Source organism: Bacillus sp. OTU2372, from assembly GCF_038440275.1.
Taxonomy (GTDB): Bacteria; Bacillota; Bacilli; order Bacillales; family Cytobacillaceae; genus Neobacillus; species Neobacillus bataviensis_B.
The window spans coordinates 251,907-269,538 of sequence record NZ_JASATK010000005.1 but is presented as its reverse complement, the minus strand read 5'-3'; the positions used below and the strand labels follow the sequence as shown (position 1 = coordinate 269,538).

Genomic DNA, 17,632 nt, shown 5'->3' with positions numbered 1-17,632 from the left:
AGGCGCCTTTTCTTATTTATATCAATTTAAAATTGAGATATGTCTAGCTCCAGCGCCTAGGGGCTCTTAGGTCTAAGCCGATCCATCAAGAAGGCTCGTCTGTAGCCTTGCGCCCCAGTTCAAGGCGCTTACGCTTTTCTGTTTTAGCATTCTTCTGGTGTACCAGTTGCAGTTGCAGTACGGAATGATGAACCGCAGCCACATGAAGCGATGGCGTTTGGATTATCGATCGTAAATCCGCCGCCCATCATTGATTCTTTATAGTCTATTTTTGTACCATTCAATATCGGGGCACTTTCTTTATCAACTAGAACAGTAATGCCAAACTGTTCAAACTGAAGATCATCCTCATTTACTTCATGTTCAAAGCCCATTCCATAAGATAGGCCGCTGCATCCGCCGCCTTTTACACTAACTCGTAAAAAGGCACCTTCCTCTTCGTTATGCTTCATCATTTCTTTTATGTGTAATGATGCCGCTTCAGTCAGGATTACCACTTCTTTACTCATCATAACTCCTCCTTCTCCGCCGGCTTTTAATTTAGTATATACACTTATGATTTAAGTCTCAACTGAATAAAAGCACAATTTTTTAACTACCGCATTATATAAAAAGGAGCACAATTTGCTCCTTCATTAAAACATCGGATTTTCTTCCAAGTATTGATAAATATTATCAACCAAATCCTCAGGGGTATCTCCTGTGACAACCTCTCCATTTACGAGTGCATATAGAGAGAGGGCACATTTTCCACAGTATCCAAGACATCCATATTCAATTGTATCCAGGTTCGGATCTCTTTGTAGTTTTTCAAGTGCCTTTTGAGCACCGTTTGCCAAGTTGCTAATGCAAAATTCAATGATTGGTTTAATCAATGTTTTCACCTCTTCACACCTACTTATCCTACTCCATTTAAGCAAGACCGTCAAATACCACGTTCTCTATATACTTGTCAAGAATCAAATAAATAATGTTGTTATTTCGACACATTTTAGATATACTCAAATGTGGTTATACTAGATAATATTATTCTACTATTTTTTATTCATTTTATTTGACCAAAGATACATAAAGCCTGATAAATAAAGGGGTAATAACCATGAAAAACCTTGTGATTCTCGGTGGAGGCTATGGTGGAATGAAAATTCTTAACGAACTTCTTCCCAACCATTTGCCTGAAGATGTTACCGTCACACTTATCGACCGTGTTCCGTATCATTGTTTAAAGACGGAATACTACGCCTTAGCTGCCGGAACCATTTCTGATAAAGAAGTGCGGGTAGCTTTTCCTGAACACCCACGCTTGATGATTAAATATGGAGAGGTAACCGGAATTGATACAAACGAACATAAAGTGATCTTGAAGGATGCCGAACCAATTGAATATGATGACCTAGTGATTGGTCTTGGCTGTGAAGATAAGTATCATGATGTCCCGGGAGCAGCTGAATTTACTTATAGCATTCAATCCATTGGAAAAGCCCGCCTTACTTATTCTGTCTTAAACAACCTTGGCCCAGGCTCGGTGGTTGGTATTGTCGGAGCAGGATTAAGCGGCGTTGAATTAGCAAGTGAGCTAAGTGAAAGCCGTGAAGACCTTCAAATAAAATTGTTTGATAGAGGTAAACATATTTTATCTTCATTCCCCGAAAGATTAAGTAAATATGTTGAGAATTGGTTCATCCGGAATAATGTTGAGATTATTAACCAATCCAATATTACCAAAGTGGAAGAAGGGCGCTTGTATAACCACGACGAGCCGATTGATTGTGATGTTATTGTTTGGACGGCTGGTATTCAAGCGAATCAAATCGTCCGCCAAATGGACGGAGAAAAAGACCGCTTAGGAAGATTAATCGTGACACCTCACCATCACTTACCGAATGATGAACATGTGTTTATTGTCGGTGACTGTGCCAGTTCATCGCATGCCCCTAGTGCACAATTAGCTGAAGGACAGGCAGAACAGATTGTCGAAGTATTAAGAAAGCGCTGGAATGGTGAACCAGTGCCTGCCGAATTCCCGCCTATAAAACTAAAAGGCGTCCTTGGCTCTCTTGGGAAAAAACAAGGCTTTGGAGTCATGGCCGACAGGGCTATCACAGGCCGTGTTGCACGTATCTTAAAATCGGGAATATTATGGTTATATAAATTTCATAATGGATGATAAAAAAGCATTCCAGGCTGCCTGGAATGCTTTTTATGATTGTGCTATATATCCGTATTTTTCAAGTTCTGCAAAAATCGTTTTCAAGCGAGGATTCCCTTCGCCGACGATTTTCTCGTTAATGACGACAACGGGATAAAACAAATCCTCCTCAATTACCCGTGTGGCAAAAGTTGTTTTTTCGTTGTCACCAGATGGCTGAAAAATATCCACATAGGTCATCTTAAACGGCTGATTCGGAAACTTTCTGCTAATGGCGGCTTCCAGCCATTCAAAGGTCTCTTTTGAAGATGGTAAATTCACACAGCTCGGGCATAAGGTCTCAGCACCATATAGAACAATTTCTACCTCATTTATTCCCATCAAAATCATTCCTGTCAGTTTTCTTTTATTTTAAACAAAAAGTAAGATAAAAACTAAAATAATGTTTTTTAATGTGTATTTTCCTAATTTCTGAGAATGGATTTTTAGCACCATTCACATTATAATATAATTAGGAAAGGAGTCGATCATATGGCAACAGAAACTGAAATTTTTGAGCAAGTTCAAGAAGTACTAGATAAATTACGTCCATTTCTTCTTCGTGACGGCGGAGATTGTGAATTAGTAGATGTAGAGGAAGGTATTGTAAAACTTCGTCTATTAGGTGCTTGCGGCAGCTGCCCTAGTTCTACCATTACACTAAAAGCCGGTATCGAAAGAGCTCTTCTTGAAGAAGTTCCTGGCATTGTAGAAGTTGAACAAGTATTCTAAAATAAAATCATAGCAAAAAGCGATTGCCAAGAGCGGCAGTCGCTTTTCTTTCTATTTATCCTTTTACTAAGGGCCGCCAGTCTTTATTAACTAATGTCTTAGGCTCTTTCCCGTCTAAAATAGACATTATATTTTCAACACACAACTGGACCATTGCTGTCCTGGTCTCTGTACTTGAACTTCCAATATGAGGGAGGGCAACGACATTCGGAAGTTTTAATAAAGGATGGTCTGCTGGAATAGGTTCCTTTTGAAACACATCTAGTCCTGCTCCGGCAATCTCACCAGCCATAAGGGCTTCATATAATGCCTGTTCATCGACGACTGCTCCTCTTGCAGCATTAATAAAAATGGCAGACTGCTTCATTTTCTGGAAGACTTCTCGGGTAAACATGTTACTTGTCTCAGGTGTAAGAGGTGTCAGGCAGATAATGTAATCTGACTGTTTCAGAAGATCATCAAAAGATGCGTAAGTAACCCCTAATTGCTGCTCTGCTTCAGGTTTTCTTGTCCGGTTAAAATATAGGATGTTCATGTCAAATCCTGTTGCTCGTTTCGCAACGGTTTCACCAATCCTGCCCATCCCGACAATCCCAAGTGTTTTATGGTGAATATCCTGACCCGCTAAAAGAAAAGGACTCCAAGCTTGCCATTTTCCCTCTTTTACAAACTCTGCCGCTTCCACAATTCTACGAGCAGAAGCCATTAAGAGGCCAAACGTTAAATCTGCTGTCGTATCGGTAAGGACATCCGGTGTATTGCAGATGGCGATTCCTTTTTCACTAGCCGTTTTTAAATCAATATTATTAAATCCAACAGCAAGGTTTGCTACAACCTTTAGATTTTTCCCCGCTGTTAGAACACTTTTATCTATGGAATCCGCAAGTACGGTAAAAAGTGCATCTGCCTTTTTGGCTTCTTCCATTAAGATATCTCTTGGGACAGGAATATCTTCATGTTTCCACATATGCACGTTATATTTTTCTTTTAATGGATTCACAAGTGCATCTGGAAGCTTTCTCGTAATATAAACATAGGGCTTCATCTCGTGTCACATCCTTGGGCAGTTTTACTATTAGTGTAACATATTTTCTACGAGAAGCTGACTTTTAACAACTAGATTGGATTATTTTGTATAAAGCCAATCTAGCGGCGGCAGATGTAATTGTTTGATTGGAGCACCGGATATTGGGTAGAATTCTGCTAAAAACCGTTCATAATCACTGGCTTGCCGTAAAATTTTACTTAACCGTTCTTCCAGTACTTTCTTTTCCTGTTCAGAACGAGTGATATAATAACTCTCAATACAATCAAAATAGTGAAGCGGAAAAACTAATCTTGAATAGAGCAACCGCCATGAAAACGAGGATAAAGGCGCAATGCTCTGATAATCTTCATAAAAGTTCCTTAATTCGACTTGATAGGTTTGGATATTGCGAAAATATCGTTCCCTCGTCCACTCCGCCAAGTCTCGGCTTCGATGATCAAATACCCAATCAAACGGATTTTTAATCATGTACTTGTCATAAGGCCCCCAGGTTTTACTTGTAAACCGCTCATGACAAACGGTCCCGCTATCAGTATCGTTTGGTTCGTCATCAATTTCCGTATCGACTAAATATTGAATGGCATTCTCTGTCAGACCTAAATAATAAGGGAAAGAATCAACAAACATTCGCTCAAATTCATCTTCCGGTGATTGAAATAAGAGGCCATTCCAAACCCTTTCCATTTGCTCAAGACGTTTTTCCCATAATGTTTTCCATTGCCCAATCCGGCTTGCCCTTTCAATTTGAAACGGAACCCGTCTGCCTCGTTCATGGAACCTAGCTAGCTTTCGGCCTAACTTAATTTTCCGCTGTTCTTCCATTTGCCGATTGGCTAGTACGCAATATTGATTTTGTTCCCAAGTGGTAATTAAGCTGCCTTCTTTAGACGGTAAAAAAATGGGCACATTTTGGTCCCCATAATTTCGTAAATGTTCCGCAATCTTTTCTAGTTCTGATATATCCTCTTCTGCCTTCCCTGCCGGTTTAGAAATCAAATAAAGCCAGCCATTTCCCCTCAAAGCCTCATACACATCTAACTTCACATATTCTTCTACCGTAACCCCATATTGATTCTCCAGCATTTTTTGAAGCATCCTCACACCCCGCCTCATTTACCTGTCTTACCCTATGTATATGTATAGCAAATAAAAACTTGATGTTTTTCGAATTAGTGAATAGGCCAAATAAAACTGGGAATGATAACATTTTAGTTTGTTAATTGGAACTGCAATTGCATAATTTAAGGGAAAAGCGTATATATATAGTGAAAATAGAAAGTGCTGGAACTATTGTTATTAGTATCCGATTTTTATTTCACAAGGAAAAGGTGATCAGGAATGGCAAACGACAAAAAAGTGGATCTAACTGAGCAAACGGCACGCAAATGGTTGAAAGAAAGAGGCGTTGAAATTAAGGACATCGCAGATTTGGTCTTCTTTTTACAGGAAAAATATCATAAAAATTTAAAAATGGAAGATTGTCTATCCAACGTGGAACGTGTTCTGTCAAAACGTGAAGTACAAAACGCGATTCTTACAGGTATACAACTAGACGTGCTAGCTGAAAAAGGATTATTGGAAGAGCCGCTTCAATCAATCATCGGGACGGATGAAAGTCTTTATGGTGTAGACGAAATCCTCGCGTTTTCCATTGTAAATGTTTATGGTTCGATTGGTTTTACTAATTATGGCTACATTGATAAATTAAAGCCCGGCATTTTGGCTCATTTAAATGATAAATCAACCGGTGAATGTCATACCTTCTTAGATGATATTGTCGGTGCAATCGCTGCGGCAGCCTCAAGCAGACTCGCCCACCGTGCGGCACATGAGGCCGAAGAATAGAATAAGAAAAGCGCAAGCGCCTTGGTCAGCCCCGACAAGCATAAGACGAGCCGGCCGAAAGGTTGCTTTTTAACCTTTTGGACGGATTGGCTGTAGACCATCGAGGGGCTAGGCGCTGGAGCTAGACAATTCTCAAAGTTAAAACTTTTTTATCTAAATAAGGGATGGAGTGGTCTCCATCCCTTTTACGCATCCCATTCGTCTAATGTATCAATGGAATACGTTGGCTTTCGGTCATACCCCATTAGCAATTCTTTGGTGGTGACACCCGTATGAACGAGCAATGTATCCATGCCGGCATTCATGCCCGCTAAGATGTCGGTATCATAATAATCCCCTACCATCAGCGTTTCTTCTTTAGAGGTACCTAATACCTTTAAGGCCTGCTCCATGATAATCGCTTCTGGCTTACCAATAAAAGTCGGCTTTGTTTGCGTTGAAACTGCGATAACCGAGGTGAGTGAACCGTTTCCTGGGAGCAGCCCTCTCTCTGTTGGGATAGCGATATCTCCGTTTGTTGAGATAAATTGAGCCCCATTGCGGACTGCCAGGCAGGCTACAGCTAATTTTTCATAGCTGATTTCACGATCAATTCCGATGACAACAAAGTCAGCCTCTTCCCCCGCAGCTCTAAAACCTTTCTCCTCAATCGCTGATTGAAGTCCCTCTTCCCCAATTACAAAACACCTAGCATCCTTTTTTTGTTCCGCAATATAATTAGCCGTCGCTTGACTTGTCGTAAAAACAAGCTGCTCCTCTGCCGGGATGTCAAAGCTGTTTAATTTATCAGCCACCTGGGCTGGTGTCCTGGAAGAATTATTAGTTACAAATAAATATGGAATATCTTTAGCCTTCAGTTTTTTCACAAAGTCAGATGCCGCCTCAATCCGTTCTGTTCCTTTATACATCGTGCCATCTAAATCAATCAAGTAGCCTTTATATTTTTTCATTTTGAAGAATCGCTCCTATGTATACCGATTGTGATCTTAAAAGTGAAATAGACCGTATGAACGGTCCATTCATTAGTTTTTAAAAGCTGAAACAGGTCCTAATTCATTGACTAAATAATCACGGACATTGGTTGAAAAACTCTCTAATTCATGGAGATACCGTGAAAATTGTTCCTGCAGTTCGTGATGAGGAATCTCTAGATAATCCTGAACAAGGTTTTTCCGATAAAGAATGAGGACCTTTAAATTTTCACCTGTTGCTCCACTAATCACCTTTTCATCGATTAAAATATCAATAATATCCTCATAACTGCCGGGGTCACGCATGATAAAGCCATCGATCATGCTATTTCCAACATCTAAAATAGACTCAATCATCATTTGACATAGACGCTCCAAGGCTGCCTTTTCAAGAGGCGTTGACCATTCCTGCTGACCTCGGAAAAGATGGATTTGTACTTCTAAATATTTCAGCATGCTTTCAATTTTTTCTCTGTCAACAAAATACACCTAGTCCACTTCCTTCCGCCGTTCTTATTCTATGTAATCATTCCAGTTCTTATTGTATCACAAACCAAGCCTTGCGGATTTATTAGCGGACAGAAATCATGAAACTTGTCCTCCCATCATGAACGCAAATTTGATACTATAGAGGAGATGGAAAATAGTTAAACCAAAAAGGAGACAAACGAATGCAGGAACGTTTTTATTTATACGATGATACAGAAAATACAAAAACCCGATTTGTCAGTTTTGTTGGCGAAAATCAACGCTTTGATTTGGCCATTACGCAAACAAATCGCCATTATGGAAAATCGTTAGTTTTAGATATGCAAGGAAATCGTTTTGCCATTATTGGCCCAGATGACTTAGAGGAAGAAGGATATTTAGAGTTTGCATTTCAATTAAACGAAGAGGATGCAGAGGAACTTCGCAGCTTTTTGGCAGAAATCGTCTAATGAAAGACACATGTTTTTCACTCCACGGTCTCATAATAAGGGCAAAAGGAGTGAAACCATGACAAATAAAGGCTCTGAAAAATATACAGAATTATCAAACGTTGAAAAACAACAAAATTATTTGACGGCGCAAGAGTTTCCTGAAGGTCCCTATGGTACACCAATTCGAAAAAATCAACCTGTTCAGAATAAAAGTACTCCGTGGGAAAACGGACAACGTTATTACAGCAATTTTAACTACGAAAATAAATCATTGCATCAGGATATCCCAAGGCAGATGGAGGGAGCCCATCCGACCCATGATGATCCTAATATAGATAATCAAGCACCTTATGACAATTAAAAGGGAAAGCGCCTTGACCAGGGGCGACAGGCATAAGACGAGCCTTCTTGACGGATTGGCTTATGACCCCGAGCCCCTAGGCGCTGAAGCTGGATATTACTCTAAAAAAGAAGGATCAGCTATTCTGATCCTTCTCATTTTTTTACTTTTTTCAATACAAAAAAGGCACAGCCAAAGTTGCAATATTCGTATAGATATTCACTTAGGGTACTAATTTTGGTATCAAATGTAGCCTTTTGGTTTTGATCATCAAAAAAACCCTTAAGACGAAGCTGCCCATATCCCCAATCACCGACAATATAGTCATACCTCGCTAAAATATCACTGTATCTTGCTTTTAAGGCTTCTTCATTATACCCATCTCGATATTCCTGGATGATTTCATATGTGGTATTGTTGATCACAATCATCTATCTCACCTCGTTTTTAACCGACAAATTCCTACTTTCCATTATACCTGATTCACCATCAATTGCTAAGAAAATAAATGCCCGGTTTGGTCATCCTATATATAGGAGGTGCAAAAAAATTTGAAAAAGTTACTTATAATTGCAGGATTATGTACCCTAACAGCACTAAGCGGGTGCTCAAAGGACACTGGAAATAATGATGTTTATGAAGAGAGCGGAAACACCATTAATGTAAATAATAAACGGCATGAACTTTACAATGAAGGCGGAAGCCGCGGTATTCGGAATACGAGTACAAGCTATGGTTATGTTCGTCACCAAAAGAGCCCCTTAATGAACGATAAAATAGCTAACGATCATTACACTGCTCTTGACCGCGAGCAACTAGCTAATATTATTAGTAAGTACAGTGCAGATATTCCAAATGTCCATGACGTTGCAACACTGGTCACCGACCAAGAAGTATTGATTGCTTATAATACGGATTCAAAGAAACGGAACCTCACAGCGGATCAAGTGAAAAAGACGGCCTTTTCGGTGGTACCGCGTTATTACCATGTTTATGTGTCAGATAATTCTAAATTGATGCGTGATGTGGAGAACCTTGCAAGCCTTGATTCCACGAGCCGGAATGCCCGTCATACGGTCAATAGTGTGATTAAGCAAATGTTAAAGTCGCCTCAAGGAGCACGGTTAAATGCAAGTGAAGACGAAAATGGCCGAACACCGGATGACTTTGATATCAACAAAACTCCAAAAGTTAATAATAAAAACATAAATAAAGCTAAGAATACGAATCAAAATTCCAATAGTAGTAACAATAATACAAATACAAATACAAATACAAATATGAGCAACAAATAACGAAAAAGAGTTCAAGCCCTTACTGGCTGAACTCTTTTTTGTTACGCTTCCTTCGCTTCTTTTTCACCGAGCATTTGCTTATGCTTGGCTGCTGCATTAACTTGCTCATCGGCATGGTATGAGGAGCGAACAAGCGGACCTGCTTCACAATGGCTAAAACCTTTACTTAACGCAATTTGCTGGAATTCTTTAAATTCATCAGGAGTATAATACTTCTCAACCTTTAAATGACTTTTGGTCGGCTGCAGATATTGTCCAATTGTCATGATGTCAACGTTGTTAGCTCGTAGGTCATCCATAACTTCCAGTATCTCTTCTTTTGTTTCACCAAGACCGATCATTAAGCTGGATTTAGATGGGATACTTGGCTGCATTTCTTTGGCACGGCGAAGAAATTCCAGTGAACGGTCATATTTAGCGCGTGCCCGAACTCTTGGAGTTAACCGTCTAACGGTTTCAATATTATGGTTAAGAATATCCGGCTTGGCATCCATTAGGATTTTTAAGTTCTCTTCCTTTCCACCCATATCGGAAGGAAGCACTTCAATACTTGTAAATGGATTTTTACGGCGAATAGCTCGTACCGTTTCGGCAAACACCGCTGCTCCGCCATCTTTTAAGTCATCCCGCGCAACAGCCGTTACAACGACATGTTTTAGGTTCATTAATTGCACCGAATCGGCAACTCTTTCTGGCTCTTGCCAATCTAGTTCTGTTGGAAGACCTGTTTTTACCGCACAGAAACGGCAGGCACGTGTACAGGTATCCCCAAGGATCATAAAGGTTGCCGTACGTCTTACGGCCCAGCATTCATGAATATTAGGGCATCTAGCTTCTTCACAAACGGTATGAAGATTTTTTTCCCGCATCATTTTTTTTAAGCCTGTATATGACTCATTGGTATTTAATTTTATTTTTAGCCATTCCGGCTTACGTAAAATTTCTTCTTTCTTGCTCATTTTTACACTCCTCAAAATAACTTATATGGTTCTTTTTTGAGCTCTTCTGTCACTTTATCATACTAGAGGATGAACAACAAGCAATTAAAATTGGATTACCAATTATTAACCATAATGAAATATCAGAAGTATCACACACTAATCTTGTACATTAATTGGAAGGAGGATTCCTGTTGCGGGCTGTTCTAATTATTGGAACCATCCTTATACTTTTTATTTCTACTTTGTCTGTCAGGGATGCTCATGCACAAGAAACCGATCCCTATCAGGAAAGAATGAAGCTATATAAAAAAGTGGAAACCATTACTCAAATCCCTTGGTATTACTTAGCAGCCATTGATCAATACGAGAGAAGTGTCCGCCTAGCTCGCAGAGATTTACCAAAAGCTGATGGTGTCATTGGTATTTATTTTCGTCCTGAGGTGTGGGCAGGATTGACCAATCCTAATCCTAACGAAGAGAATCCGGCTGTCATTCAGCTTTTTAATGGTCTAGGAGTTGATGGAGACGGAGATGGCAAAGCGAGTTTAAAGAGCGATGAGGATGTTTTATATGCATTCGCAAATTATCTCCTTTCATACGGTGTTGATCCTGATAATCTTAAAATTGGGTTATGGAACTACTATCATCGCGATCGAACAGTTGGCATTATTGCTGGGAAGGCTAAAATTTACCGCCAACTTGGGCGCCTCGATTTAGATAAACGTGTTTTTCCTGTTCCTTTATACAGCAATCACAGTTACCGCAGTACCTGGGGCGATGCGCGCGGCTGGGGCGGCAGAAGAATTCATGAAGGAACTGATATTTTTGCTAATTATGGTGTTCCGGTCCGAGCTACGGCCTATGGGATTGTTGAAATGAAAGGCTGGAATAAGTTCGGCGGCTGGAGAATCGGCATCCGTGATATTAATAACACCTATCATTATTTCGCCCATCTTAGCGGCTTTGCTAAGAATCTTCAAGTCGGACAAGTGGTTGAACCCGGTATGGTCATTGGCGGTGTAGGCAGCACCGGATACGGTCCTCCGGGAACTTCCGGAAAGTTCCCGCCTCATTTACATTACGGAATGTACAAAGATAACGGGATTACCGAATGGTCATTTGATCCCTATCCACACTTAGCACAGTGGAAACGGTTGGAACGGATAGAGCTTCGAAAAACGAAAAGTTCCCGTTGAGAGAGTTTCCCCTTGAAACATAGCATACAAAAAAGGACTGTCCTGATTTGGATAGTCCTTACTAATTGTTTTTAGTTAGTTTTTTTAGTTTCACTCTTGCTGGTGTCCGTCTTTTTTTCCGGTATCTGTATGGAAGGTGTTAAGCTACCTCCATGATTATAAAATTGCGGTACTTCCCCTTCCACAAGGGTTCCACCAACCGGTATGCTTTGTTTTAGTTTCGTCACTTCTGTTGCAAATGGAGTAATAATTTGTACGGAAACCTCTATATCTACAGAAACCTCCATCCACGTATTGTTGATTCCCATTTCTTTTGTGGCAATATGCACATCCGGTTCTACTTCACCGATGGCATGAAATTTCACTGGGATTTTCGGGCCAATGTTCCCTAATAAAGTGATATTTGTTGCCTGCCCTAAAGGTATATACCAGACAATTCCGTCCTCTTTTTCGGTATTTTCTGTTTCAATTTCCACATCATTTTCCAATAAAGCAATATCACCTTTTTTAGCTGTTTTTAAATTCTTTTGAATCTGAGCTGTGGTTTCTGCCAGTACTCGATTGATTAAATCGGTATTTAATTGGGCATTTTGCCCTTTGCCGTTACTGCCTGGTACTATTTTAATCACATCATTATTATCACCAACATTGGTGGTTCGTTTGGTAATGGCTCTGTTGATGACAAGTGAGGCGATATTCCGTGTTTCAGATGTAGCAATTCTCATTAAAGTCGGCTCAATCCCCTTATTCACGAGCCATAATCCTGATGCAGTAGAGAACAAGAAAAGGATAAAGGATAACAACAGGACGTAGCGGAAAGGCAGAGGCCCCCGTTTGCGTAGCCGTCTAGAAAACTTAGCCAAGTAAATCACCCCTTCTTGTTATATGTATGCACAAGAAAGATGAACTAGCCCATAAAAAAGGAGCAGCTGAAGTTAGGACTATTGCAAACCAAAGAAAAAGGCCTGCTAAATATAGCAAGCATTTAAATCATTTTAAGCAAAGCCTCTTTACCTATCATTCCCTTATGAATTCCAAGTTCCTCTGCTTCCCATGTGACCGACTCTAAAGGAGCGTTTAGAAGCTGCTCAATCGTCCGGACGCCGACAGCCCGCCCAGCAATGATTTTTCGATCTTTCAGTTTATCATTTAATAGGCCTACGTCTAATGCACCGCACATGATATAGCCCTTATCATTTGAGACGGTAAGCAAGGTGGTTTTAGGGAGTAACACAGTAACAGCCAAGAAGGTATGGCCATTAATTTCAATTGGTGAAAGCTCAACCAAAGGTTCCTCACCCCTTTCCTTACTATCACTGTATGATTAGAAGGATTAAAGGGTGACAGGCTATGGTCTATTCGCGTTTTTCCAACTCCCATTTTAATAAGTCTCGTAAGAATTCCGGGAGAAGATAGTTCTTGTGTTTATGCGGTAAAACCTCTTTGAAAAAATGACCAAAGGTAAACATATCGGGAAGCGCCAGAGTATAGGTTTTATCTTGTTCCAAGGACGTATCATTGATGAAGATTTGACCATCTGAAAAGTGGATTCCCTCATAAACAAAAATCCCCAAGACGGTCCCTCTAAAACCTAGGCCTTTTATCTCTCTGCGAGCTAATTCAGCACCATTTGTTTCCGTAAGTATTTTTTCCAGCTCCTCCCCAGTCAGTTCAATGATGCATGGATTAATGGGATGAGGACAAATTTTAAGCAAATCATAGGTCGTTACCTCACCAGATAATGAGCCCAAGAGAAGACCAGCGTTTATCATCGCACAATCTGTTTGGCACCACTCTCGTAAAGCTTTGCACAGTAATTGCGAAAGATTTGTTTTATGAAAAGAATCATGAAGCAATGGTTCCTTAAGAATGGTTATGTGTTGATTAAGAAGCTCTTTCCCCTTTTTAAAAAAGTCCGTAATTAGCTCCTGTTCGTTTTTGGGCTCAGGGATCTCCTCAAAGTCGTAAAGAATGGCTTTTTTATTTTCAACATCCTTATCCTCATTGACGGTGAGTGTCATATGGCCGACATAATGACCAAATTTCCCCGCGGCTCCAATCAGTGTCTGCCCCACCACCTCCCCTTGTTCGAGGAAATGATGGGTATGTGCCCCTAAAATCACGTCGATTTCTGGAAAATTCGCAGCTATGTTTTCATCATCTTGAAGGCCAAGGTGGGAAAGTAAGATGATTATATCAGCCTCTTTCCTTAAAGGCTTCAGCCATTTTTTTAACTCTGAGATTGGATCGGTGATTTCCCATCCCAGTAGATTGTATAGATGGCTAAAGCAGGCAGTGAGACCAATGACTCCAATTCTAGTTCCTGTTTTTGTGTCATAGATTTTATAAGGTTTGACCCAATTAGGATAACTACCATTATTGGCATTATACAGGTTTGCGTTAAGTACATCGAAGTCTGCGTCATCATATAGATGATCCAAATCTTCATGGGGAAGATTAACTCCCTCATTATTCCCAATCGTAACAGCTGTATAGCCGCAACTATTTAGGAGTTCAATATTCCCTCTTCCTTTGGTTGCTTCCGTATAAGGATGCCAGCGGTCAATGAAATCACCAATATCAAATAAAAAAAGCTCTTCTTCCCTGCTATGATAGTACTCCTTTTTTCTCATAAGGAAATTGTGGATTCGGGGCCAATGCTCCAAGTGGCTGTGAAAATCATTTGTATGAAAGATATGTATTGTTTCCATGTTTGTCCTACCCTGTTATCCCTTGATAGATTAAGCGCACCCCAACAATGATGAGGGTGGCTCTGATAATGATGACAATCGTTTTACTCTTAAACCTCGTATTTAAATAGACACCAACCTTTGCACCAATCCATGCTCCCGGCACTAAGGCCAAGGCATAAAGCCAATTCACGTTTCCTAACGAGATATGTGTGATGGAACTAAGGATTGAAGTTGGTAAAATCATGAACATCGATGTAGCTGTGGCCACATGCGGCGGGAAGAAAAATAGCAAGATCATCGTTGGTACCATGAGTGATCCGCCGCCAATCCCAAAAATTCCTGATAGGAACCCGACGACAAAGGCAATCACGACTCCTAAAATAGGGTTAAAACCATATTCAAAGGAGCGGCCGCTATTATCGGTAAAAGTACGGACAATTCCTTTATCCTTGCGAAACGGAAGCGGCCTTAATTTGTCCTTAACGATTAGGACGAACGAGACAAAAAGAATAAATGTACCAAAATAGATGTTAAAAGAATGTAAGCCCATTTTTTCCGTTACCCATGCACCCAAAATACTTCCTGGTCCGCTGCCGATTAGAAAAATGAGCCCGCTTTTATAATCGACTGTTTTATGTTTCATATAAGCAAGCGTCGACGATAAGCCCGTAAAAATCATCGTAAACAGCGAGGTACCTACTACCACTTGTGATGTCAAGTGATGGAAGGACGGGAGGGTTGCCAGGTAAAGCAAGGCAGGAACGACGATAATTCCTCCTCCCATGCCAATCAGGGAGCCGAGTGAACTAGCTGCAATTCCAATTAATATTAAGAGTATCCACTCCATTTGTGTTCACCTTCTAGTTTATAGTTCATTAAATAAATCGAGCTGCTTAGGTGCGAGCCCTTCATATGTGAGCTGCAGGAGTTTCATCATTTCTTTTGCATTATCGGCGGCATCCCCGCCGGAGTTATTGTTAAACAGAAGGTATACATGCTTACATTCCGCTGCCAAATTTTCGATATGAGCCTTCCATTCCTGCAGTTCCTGTTGATTATAGCGATAGAGATAACGGACCTCCCGCCAGTTTTCCGCATTCCGTTTCTGCCAGCCGTAAACATTTCGGCCATGAAATCTTACGAGGACTTGGTCTTTTGTGGTAGGCTGCAGAACAGTGGGAATTGATCCTTCGCCTGATTGCGGCTCGTCGCAAATACTATGAATCCATTTTTCCGATTTCATAAATTCTAGTGTTTTTTGCCGATAAGCAGCGGCAAACCAGGATTGGTGCCGGAATTCCAGTGCGCAAGGGATGTCCCCCATTTCTTGTCTGCACCATCTTAGATAATCGACGTTCTCTTTTTTACAGTCAAACCAGGGCGGAAATTGAAATAGGACCATGGCTAATTTGTTTTTTTCAATGTAAGGTTCTAATGACTCTTTAAAGGCTTTGAACATGGTATGTATGTTGTCAAACGGAAGTTCTCCCCGCTGATGGCCGGTCATCCCTTGATAGGCTTTGACAATAAATTGAAAATTATCCGGGGTATCATTGACCCACTTTTCAGCATTTCGTTTTGGCTGGATGGCATAGAAGGCGGAGTCCACTTCGACGGTTGGAAAATGCCCGGCATATACCTTTAGTTTATCTCTTGAGGTTATTTTATCTGGATAAAGGCTATCATGGTCGCCCCAGCCTGTTACACCAATGTAGATCATGTCTGTCACCCCTATCTTATAATAGCATAACCATTTTTTGTTCCGCCAAAATAACGGCAGCTAGTGTTGGTTTTTTGGGAGATCGGAATTGTGTGCGTTGATTAATTCCGCGCGATTTGGGAGTTTTTCCGTCGGTTTTAGGGGTATTTCCGCGCCATTCTTCGATTATTCCGCCAATTCAGGACTTTTTTCCGTCGGTTTTCAAATTAATTCCGCCAATAAACCAACTGGTCCGTGAGTATCACTAACCATAAAAAAAAATACCCGCCTGCCTTAGATGGCAAACGGGTATTTTTTTTAAAATATTAACCGATAGAGCCTTCCATCTCGAACTTAATCAGACGGTTCATCTCAACGGCATATTCCATTGGTAATTCTTTTGTAAATGGCTCAATGAAGCCCATTACAATCATTTCAGTTGCTTCTTGCTGAGAAATACCGCGGCTCATCAAGTAGAATAACTGCTCTTCAGAAACCTTCGATACCTTCGCTTCGTGCTCAAGAGAAATATTGTCGTTTAGAATTTCATTGTATGGGATCGTATCGGATGTTGATTGATTATCCATAATCAATGTATCACACTCAATATTCGAACGAGCTCCATCTGCTTTACGTCCAAAATGAACCACACCACGATATGTTACTTTACCACCATGTTTAGAAATGGATTTAGATACAATCGTTGAGGATGTATTTGGTGCTAAGTGGATCATTTTTGCTCCCGCATCCTGGTGCTGACCCTTACCAGCAATCGCAATCGATAATGTCATACCACGTGCGCCTTCACCTTTTAAAATAACCGCAGGATATTTCATGGTTAACTTAGAACCGATATTACCATCAATCCATTCCATTGTTGCGTTCGCTTCACAAACCGCACGCTTGGTAACAAGGTTAAACACATTGTTTGCCCAGTTTTGGATCGTTGTATAACGACAATAAGCATCCTTTTTAATGATGATTTCAACAACCGCACTGTGAAGAGAGTTAGTTGTATAAACTGGTGCTGTACATCCTTCTACATAGTGTACAGAGGAACCTTCATCAACAATAATAAGGGTACGTTCAAATTGACCCATGTTCTCAGAGTTGATTCGGAAGTATGCCTGTAATGGCGTATCTACCTTAATACCTGGTGGTACATAGATGAATGAACCGCCAGACCAAACAGCTGAGTTTAACGCTGCAAATTTATTATCCGTTGGCGGAATTACTTTTGCCCAGTGTTCACGGAAAATGTCTTCGTTTTCTCTTAAGGCAGAGTCTGTGTCCTTAAAGACGATTCCTAGCTCTTCAAGATCTTCCTTCATGTTATGATAAACAACCTCTGATTCGTACTGCGCAGATACACCAGCAAGGTATTTTTGCTCTGCTTCAGGGATACCAAGCTTATCAAAAGTAGCTTTGATTTCCTCTGGTACTTCATCCCAAGATTTCTCGGATTTTTCAGATGGTTTTACATAGTACGTAATTTCATCAAAGCTTAAAGAATTCAAATCTCCGCCCCACTGTGGCATCGGCATATTGTAGAAATGCTCAAGAGACTTTAAGCGGAAGTCAAGCATCCACTGTGGTTCATTTTTCATTTTTGAAATTTCTTCAACAATCTCACGTGTTAATCCACGTTTTGATCGGAAAATGGAAACGTCTTTATCGGCAAAACCGTATTTATAATCCCCGATTTCAGGCATCTTTTTTGCCATCGTCGTATTCCTCCTTCATAAACGATTAAAGCCTTAGCCC

Annotated in this window: 22 protein-coding genes; 7 read left to right on the top strand and 15 right to left on the bottom strand. The window is 40.5% G+C overall.

Annotated features, from left to right (window positions below; all coding sequences use genetic code 11):
• Nucleotides 1-143 precede the first annotated feature (143 nt).
• Nucleotides 144-512, bottom strand: coding sequence for a HesB/IscA family protein (locus AAHB15_RS12015; RefSeq protein ID WP_335574911.1), 369 nt, complete (start codon nt 510-512; stop codon nt 144-146).
• Nucleotides 513-635: 123 nt separating this feature from the next.
• Nucleotides 636-875, bottom strand: a complete 240-nt coding sequence (locus tag AAHB15_RS12010) for a YuzB family protein (RefSeq protein WP_098528082.1) — start codon at nt 873-875, stop codon at nt 636-638.
• A 224-nt stretch (nt 876-1,099) separates the two neighbouring features.
• On the opposite strand from AAHB15_RS12010, the gene AAHB15_RS12005 reads away from it, so the two are divergent.
• Nucleotides 1,100-2,167 carry an NAD(P)/FAD-dependent oxidoreductase gene (locus tag AAHB15_RS12005; protein ID WP_342042436.1) on the top strand — a complete coding sequence of 356 codons (1,068 nt, stop codon included), beginning with the start codon at nt 1,100-1,102 and terminating at the stop codon, nt 2,165-2,167.
• A 33-nt stretch (nt 2,168-2,200) separates the two neighbouring features.
• Here AAHB15_RS12005 and AAHB15_RS12000 read toward each other — a convergent pair whose 3' ends face one another.
• Nucleotides 2,201-2,530 carry a YuzD family protein gene (locus tag AAHB15_RS12000; protein ID WP_342042435.1) on the bottom strand — a complete coding sequence of 110 codons (330 nt, stop codon included), beginning with the start codon at nt 2,528-2,530 and terminating at the stop codon, nt 2,201-2,203.
• A gap of 150 nt (nt 2,531-2,680) precedes the next feature.
• Here AAHB15_RS12000 and AAHB15_RS11995 point away from each other — a divergent pair, with 150 nt between their 5' ends.
• Complete coding sequence (locus tag AAHB15_RS11995) at nt 2,681-2,920, top strand: NifU family protein (RefSeq protein WP_098528048.1); 240 nt, start codon at nt 2,681-2,683, stop codon at nt 2,918-2,920.
• A 55-nt stretch (nt 2,921-2,975) separates the two neighbouring features.
• Here the strand turns inward: AAHB15_RS11995 and AAHB15_RS11990 are convergent, their stop codons facing one another.
• Complete coding sequence (locus AAHB15_RS11990; protein ID WP_342042434.1) at nt 2,976-3,965, bottom strand: 2-hydroxyacid dehydrogenase; 990 nt, start codon at nt 3,963-3,965, stop codon at nt 2,976-2,978.
• A gap of 81 nt (nt 3,966-4,046) precedes the next feature.
• Entirely contained in the window at nt 4,047-5,063 is a 1,017-nt protein-coding gene (gene yutH, locus AAHB15_RS11985; protein WP_342042433.1) for a spore coat putative kinase YutH, read from the bottom strand.
• 243 nt (nt 5,064-5,306) lie between these two features.
• Here yutH and AAHB15_RS11980 point away from each other — a divergent pair, with 243 nt between their 5' ends.
• Nucleotides 5,307-5,813 (top strand): phosphatidylglycerophosphatase A family protein, encoded by a 507-nt coding sequence (locus tag AAHB15_RS11980; RefSeq protein ID WP_335574916.1) that lies wholly within the window; start codon nt 5,307-5,309, stop codon nt 5,811-5,813.
• Between the two features lie 185 nt (nt 5,814-5,998).
• On the opposite strand, the gene AAHB15_RS11975 is transcribed toward AAHB15_RS11980, so the two are convergent.
• Together AAHB15_RS11975 and AAHB15_RS11970 are read right to left on the bottom strand one after the other, a co-directional pair.
• Entirely contained in the window at nt 5,999-6,763 is a 765-nt protein-coding gene (locus AAHB15_RS11975; protein ID WP_335574917.1) for a TIGR01457 family HAD-type hydrolase, read from the bottom strand.
• A 72-nt stretch (nt 6,764-6,835) separates the two neighbouring features.
• On the bottom strand, nt 6,836-7,273 hold the full coding sequence (locus AAHB15_RS11970) for a DUF86 domain-containing protein (RefSeq protein WP_342042432.1): 438 nt from the start codon (nt 7,271-7,273) through the stop codon (nt 6,836-6,838).
• Nucleotides 7,274-7,455: 182 nt separating this feature from the next.
• Between AAHB15_RS11970 and AAHB15_RS11965 the strand changes: the two genes are divergently transcribed.
• Together AAHB15_RS11965 and AAHB15_RS11960 are read left to right on the top strand one after the other, a co-directional pair.
• The gene (locus tag AAHB15_RS11965; RefSeq protein WP_098528042.1) at nt 7,456-7,722 is read left to right on the top strand and encodes a DUF3055 domain-containing protein; all 267 of its coding nucleotides are present in this window, start codon (nt 7,456-7,458) and stop codon (nt 7,720-7,722) included.
• Nucleotides 7,723-7,780: 58 nt separating this feature from the next.
• Entirely contained in the window at nt 7,781-8,065 is a 285-nt protein-coding gene (locus tag AAHB15_RS11960) for a cytosolic protein (protein WP_335574919.1), read from the top strand.
• A gap of 134 nt (nt 8,066-8,199) precedes the next feature.
• On the opposite strand, the gene AAHB15_RS11955 is transcribed toward AAHB15_RS11960, so the two are convergent.
• Complete coding sequence (locus AAHB15_RS11955) at nt 8,200-8,475, bottom strand: YutD family protein (protein ID WP_335574920.1); 276 nt, start codon at nt 8,473-8,475, stop codon at nt 8,200-8,202.
• Between the two features lie 120 nt (nt 8,476-8,595).
• Here AAHB15_RS11955 and AAHB15_RS11950 point away from each other — a divergent pair, with 120 nt between their 5' ends.
• The gene (locus tag AAHB15_RS11950; RefSeq protein WP_342042431.1) at nt 8,596-9,339 is read left to right on the top strand and encodes a YhcN/YlaJ family sporulation lipoprotein; all 744 of its coding nucleotides are present in this window, start codon (nt 8,596-8,598) and stop codon (nt 9,337-9,339) included.
• Between the two features lie 41 nt (nt 9,340-9,380).
• Here the strand turns inward: AAHB15_RS11950 and lipA are convergent, their stop codons facing one another.
• Nucleotides 9,381-10,298 carry a lipoyl synthase gene (lipA, locus tag AAHB15_RS11945; protein ID WP_335574922.1) on the bottom strand — a complete coding sequence of 306 codons (918 nt, stop codon included), beginning with the start codon at nt 10,296-10,298 and terminating at the stop codon, nt 9,381-9,383.
• Nucleotides 10,299-10,471: 173 nt separating this feature from the next.
• Between lipA and AAHB15_RS11940 the strand changes: the two genes are divergently transcribed.
• A complete protein-coding gene (locus tag AAHB15_RS11940; RefSeq protein WP_335574923.1) occupies nt 10,472-11,476 on the top strand; it encodes a M23 family metallopeptidase in 1,005 nt (334 codons plus the stop codon).
• A gap of 71 nt (nt 11,477-11,547) precedes the next feature.
• Here the strand turns inward: AAHB15_RS11940 and yunB are convergent, their stop codons facing one another.
• From yunB to sufB, 6 genes are all read right to left on the bottom strand, one after another.
• Nucleotides 11,548-12,339 carry a sporulation protein YunB gene (gene yunB, locus AAHB15_RS11935; RefSeq protein WP_251563069.1) on the bottom strand — a complete coding sequence of 264 codons (792 nt, stop codon included), beginning with the start codon at nt 12,337-12,339 and terminating at the stop codon, nt 11,548-11,550.
• A 122-nt stretch (nt 12,340-12,461) separates the two neighbouring features.
• Entirely contained in the window at nt 12,462-12,764 is a 303-nt protein-coding gene (locus tag AAHB15_RS11930; protein WP_144566838.1) for a YunC family protein, read from the bottom strand.
• 67 nt (nt 12,765-12,831) lie between these two features.
• The gene (locus AAHB15_RS11925) at nt 12,832-14,187 is read right to left on the bottom strand and encodes a bifunctional metallophosphatase/5'-nucleotidase (RefSeq protein WP_335574924.1); all 1,356 of its coding nucleotides are present in this window, start codon (nt 14,185-14,187) and stop codon (nt 12,832-12,834) included.
• A gap of 7 nt (nt 14,188-14,194) precedes the next feature.
• On the bottom strand, nt 14,195-15,016 hold the full coding sequence (locus tag AAHB15_RS11920) for a sulfite exporter TauE/SafE family protein (protein ID WP_342042430.1): 822 nt from the start codon (nt 15,014-15,016) through the stop codon (nt 14,195-14,197).
• An 18-nt stretch (nt 15,017-15,034) separates the two neighbouring features.
• A complete protein-coding gene (locus tag AAHB15_RS11915) occupies nt 15,035-15,889 on the bottom strand; it encodes a DUF72 domain-containing protein (RefSeq protein WP_342042429.1) in 855 nt (284 codons plus the stop codon).
• A 305-nt stretch (nt 15,890-16,194) separates the two neighbouring features.
• On the bottom strand, nt 16,195-17,592 hold the full coding sequence (gene sufB / locus AAHB15_RS11910) for a Fe-S cluster assembly protein SufB (protein WP_335574927.1): 1,398 nt from the start codon (nt 17,590-17,592) through the stop codon (nt 16,195-16,197).
• Nucleotides 17,593-17,632 lie beyond the last annotated feature (40 nt).

Bases quoted from the DNA above. Each gene is read 5' to 3' on its own strand.
- AAHB15_RS12015 (WP_335574911.1), bottom strand. From the start codon at position 512: ATGATGAGTAAAGAAGTGGTAATCCTGACTGAAGCGGCATCATTACAC.
- AAHB15_RS12005 (WP_342042436.1), top strand. From the start codon at position 1,100: ATGAAAAACCTTGTGATTCTCGGTGGAGGCTATGGTGGAATGAAAATT.
- AAHB15_RS12000 (WP_342042435.1), bottom strand. From the start codon at position 2,530: ATGGGAATAAATGAGGTAGAAATTGTTCTATATGGTGCTGAGACCTTA.
- AAHB15_RS11995 (WP_098528048.1), top strand. From the start codon at position 2,681: ATGGCAACAGAAACTGAAATTTTTGAGCAAGTTCAAGAAGTACTAGAT.
- AAHB15_RS11990 (WP_342042434.1), bottom strand. From the start codon at position 3,965: ATGAAGCCCTATGTTTATATTACGAGAAAGCTTCCAGATGCACTTGTG.
- yutH (WP_342042433.1), bottom strand. From the start codon at position 5,063: ATGCTTCAAAAAATGCTGGAGAATCAATATGGGGTTACGGTAGAAGAA.
- AAHB15_RS11980 (WP_335574916.1), top strand. From the start codon at position 5,307: ATGGCAAACGACAAAAAAGTGGATCTAACTGAGCAAACGGCACGCAAA.
- AAHB15_RS11975 (WP_335574917.1), bottom strand. From the start codon at position 6,763: ATGAAAAAATATAAAGGCTACTTGATTGATTTAGATGGCACGATGTAT.
- AAHB15_RS11965 (WP_098528042.1), top strand. From the start codon at position 7,456: ATGCAGGAACGTTTTTATTTATACGATGATACAGAAAATACAAAAACC.
- AAHB15_RS11960 (WP_335574919.1), top strand. From the start codon at position 7,781: ATGACAAATAAAGGCTCTGAAAAATATACAGAATTATCAAACGTTGAA.
- AAHB15_RS11955 (WP_335574920.1), bottom strand. From the start codon at position 8,475: ATGATTGTGATCAACAATACCACATATGAAATCATCCAGGAATATCGA.
- lipA (WP_335574922.1), bottom strand. From the start codon at position 10,298: ATGAGCAAGAAAGAAGAAATTTTACGTAAGCCGGAATGGCTAAAAATA.
- AAHB15_RS11925 (WP_335574924.1), bottom strand. From the start codon at position 14,187: ATGGAAACAATACATATCTTTCATACAAATGATTTTCACAGCCACTTG.
- AAHB15_RS11920 (WP_342042430.1), bottom strand. From the start codon at position 15,016: ATGGAGTGGATACTCTTAATATTAATTGGAATTGCAGCTAGTTCACTC.
- AAHB15_RS11915 (WP_342042429.1), bottom strand. From the start codon at position 15,889: ATGATCTACATTGGTGTAACAGGCTGGGGCGACCATGATAGCCTTTAT.
- sufB (WP_335574927.1), bottom strand. From the start codon at position 17,592: ATGGCAAAAAAGATGCCTGAAATCGGGGATTATAAATACGGTTTTGCC.